Source organism: Photorhabdus tasmaniensis, from assembly GCF_011189505.1.
Lineage (GTDB): Bacteria > Pseudomonadota > Gammaproteobacteria > Enterobacterales > Enterobacteriaceae > Photorhabdus > Photorhabdus tasmaniensis.
Map to the genome: position 1 here is coordinate 1 of NZ_PUJU01000126.1, position 2,275 is coordinate 2,275.

At 36.4% G+C, this 2,275-nt stretch carries 4 protein-coding genes and 1 pseudogene; 1 reads left to right on the forward strand and 4 read right to left on the reverse strand.

What is annotated here, in order from left to right; all coding sequences use genetic code 11:
* Window positions 1-194: 194 nt before the first annotated feature.
* On the reverse strand, window positions 195-983 hold the full coding sequence (locus C5471_RS23030; RefSeq protein ID WP_133812493.1) for a glycosyltransferase family 32 protein: 789 nt from the start codon (window positions 981-983) through the stop codon (window positions 195-197).
* Between the two features lie 186 nt (window positions 984-1,169).
* Here C5471_RS23030 and C5471_RS23035 point away from each other — a divergent pair, with 186 nt between their 5' ends.
* Window positions 1,170-1,487, forward strand: a complete 318-nt coding sequence (locus C5471_RS23035; RefSeq protein WP_242688840.1) for a tail fiber assembly protein — start codon at window positions 1,170-1,172, stop codon at window positions 1,485-1,487.
* Here the strand turns inward: C5471_RS23035 and C5471_RS23040 are convergent.
* The 3 genes and pseudogenes from C5471_RS23040 to C5471_RS24095 form a co-directional block, all read right to left on the reverse strand.
* The gene (locus C5471_RS23040) at window positions 1,422-1,559 is read right to left on the reverse strand and encodes a tail fiber assembly protein (protein WP_242688841.1); all 138 of its coding nucleotides are present in this window, start codon (window positions 1,557-1,559) and stop codon (window positions 1,422-1,424) included. The two genes, C5471_RS23035 and C5471_RS23040, sit on opposite strands and share 66 nt — an antisense overlap.
* Window positions 1,510-1,620, reverse strand: a pseudogene (locus C5471_RS25425) (tail fiber assembly protein); the annotation flags it as partial. The pseudogene C5471_RS25425 and the gene C5471_RS23040, both read right to left, overlap by 50 nt.
* Before the next feature lie 409 nt (window positions 1,621-2,029).
* A partial coding sequence (locus C5471_RS24095; protein WP_207627452.1) for a hypothetical protein occupies window positions 2,030-2,275 on the reverse strand: 246 nt, incomplete at its 5' end.

Here is a 2,275-nt window from a genome sequence, read left to right on the forward strand (position 1 = left end):
TGGGAATTACCCCACCGGCAGTCGCTAAGGTTGAAAAGAACCCGATGAAAGCCAGTGTTGCGACACTTGAGCGCTATGCGGCGGCATGTGGCGTTAACCTCAAAATTAGTATCGTTTAACTGTTGCCTGTCGCCTCTTGGATATTAACCAAGAGGCGACGGGTATTTTACTAACCAATGAACCCCGCGTATTTTTTATTTTTTCATTATTAATACATACTTCTTATTTTTTAGCATAGGTACACTGAGTAATATTTTTTCTTTTGAGGAGGTCTGTGGATCTCCTTTATCTCTTATCTTAATAAATCGAGAGATAATAAACTTATTAAAAATATTTAATTTATCTTTTCGAGAATGAGAGGGCAGCCAAGAACCATTAAAATGATGTATTGCGAAGTTTATCATTCCCAATTCTGGGGTACAAAAATAGTTAGATGGATAAATAATGGAATTGTTATTCAAATGGGTTTCTTTTGTTCCATCATAAGGTGGTGATAAATTGAATTTTCTTGAAAAATAACGAGTTATCTTTATTATATTGGTTTCTAAATCCAGCCCATTAGGTGTCTCAAAATGTATATCATTATATTGTTTTAGTAAATCACTGACAATATTGTTTCTTTTTTCTGCCCCTATGACTGCCGAGGTAATAGGATAGTATTCATCACCTTTTTCATAACAACTAAAAAAACTCAATTGCAAAAATTTGTCTATGTTTTTGGTGATTTCAACATCAGTGTCCAAATATACACCACCTTCATGATACAGTGCATATAGCCGTAAATAATCAGAAACAAACGCCCATTTATTGTTGAGAAACGCCTCTTCCATATAATTATTTTTAATTCTTTTTAAACTTTCATTGTTCCATTCAATCAGTTCATAATCAGGTAAGAATTTCTTCCATGTATCTATACAATTTAAAACAAATTGTGGTTTAGGCTTATCACCAACCCATACGTAGTGGATTTTCTTAGGTATCATTTGTTTTTGCTATCTCAAAATGTGAATGTAGTTTCTATTGCGGTTAGTGTACTGCTAGGTAATCCCACTATCAACCTCACCTAAACAGCCCAATTATGGGAGATTAACTTCACATTTTTACAACCCTAATACTCTCTCTTCCGAAGGTTACACAACCTCCCTCCATCTCAAAGCTTATCTTCATTTATGGTACCGATGATAAGTGGGACAGTAAAGAGTGGGTTAGCTGATAAAGATCTTCTTAAATCAAGCCAAATCGAAGGAACAAAGCAGCAACAAGCCACACTGTTACGACAGACGAATGAAACACTCTCGCTACTCCAGGACTTTGTTGACTTAGAGGTTGCTACTGAAGCCGAAGAAGCCGAATTAAAAACAAAACCGGTTAATCCGGCTTTATCCCGTTCTGACCACCCCTTTCCCTTATACCCAACTCAATCACTTCATAGGTTTTTCAGGCCAGGTGATATCTGGCGCTGCTGCAACATCAATCCGATTAAGTAATACCACGTATTTTTTTCCATTCGAGCAACAACCCTTTATCTTCCTCTGATTCCATTCCTGTATCTGCGGCATATTGCAGCGGTGCAATTTTTTGAATAGCCTCGCTCATTAATTGCTGCTTGTTGAATATCATTTTTCAGTTTTTCTTCGTCATCCTTCGAAATTAACCACTTCCCACCCCTCTTATGATATTGCGACGGCCTCGTCTGTTTTGTAAAACTATCTGGAATAATAATTTCTTGATTCTCTTGTGATTGAACGGATATCATACAATAAATTGTAATTCTTTTTTTATTCTCAACAAGTACCCATTGCCTTAATTTTTCACGCAGCTAAAATCCCGCCTTAAATTTTGGTTCTATACATAAGGCATTCATCGGGGATTTACTATCCGGATTAGCATCAGCAAACCCAGTAAATGGCTGATGTGGCTTAGTGTTATCAAAATAGTATTCATCTTATACCCAAGATAGACGGCTGGTGTCATAGCGACACCGGATGAACAGAAACGGTTTGATGTGTGGGAACTATACAGCATTGATCTACAACGTCTGAATATGATTTTCGTTGCCCGTTTTTTCTGATCCTTGTTTGATCTTTTTCTGTGAAAGTTTTGCAAAACCTTTTTCCTTTCTCCTATTAACCTTCTGTACTTTATGTATTTTTTCATTTCTTGCTTTCCATTTCGGTCTTACATTGATCTGGCGGGGATCCAAAAATATCCTTTTAAAATATGCTGTTAAACAGCAAGTTATTACAGCTCTGACGCTATGATTGAGCACAAAATT

Bases quoted from the DNA above. Each gene is read 5' to 3' on its own strand.
- C5471_RS23035 (WP_242688840.1), top strand. From the start codon at position 1,170: ATGGTACCGATGATAAGTGGGACAGTAAAGAGTGGGTTAGCTGATAAA.
- C5471_RS23040 (WP_242688841.1), bottom strand. From the start codon at position 1,559: ATGCCGCAGATACAGGAATGGAATCAGAGGAAGATAAAGGGTTGTTGC.
- C5471_RS23030 (WP_133812493.1), bottom strand. From the start codon at position 983: ATGATACCTAAGAAAATCCACTACGTATGGGTTGGTGATAAGCCTAAA.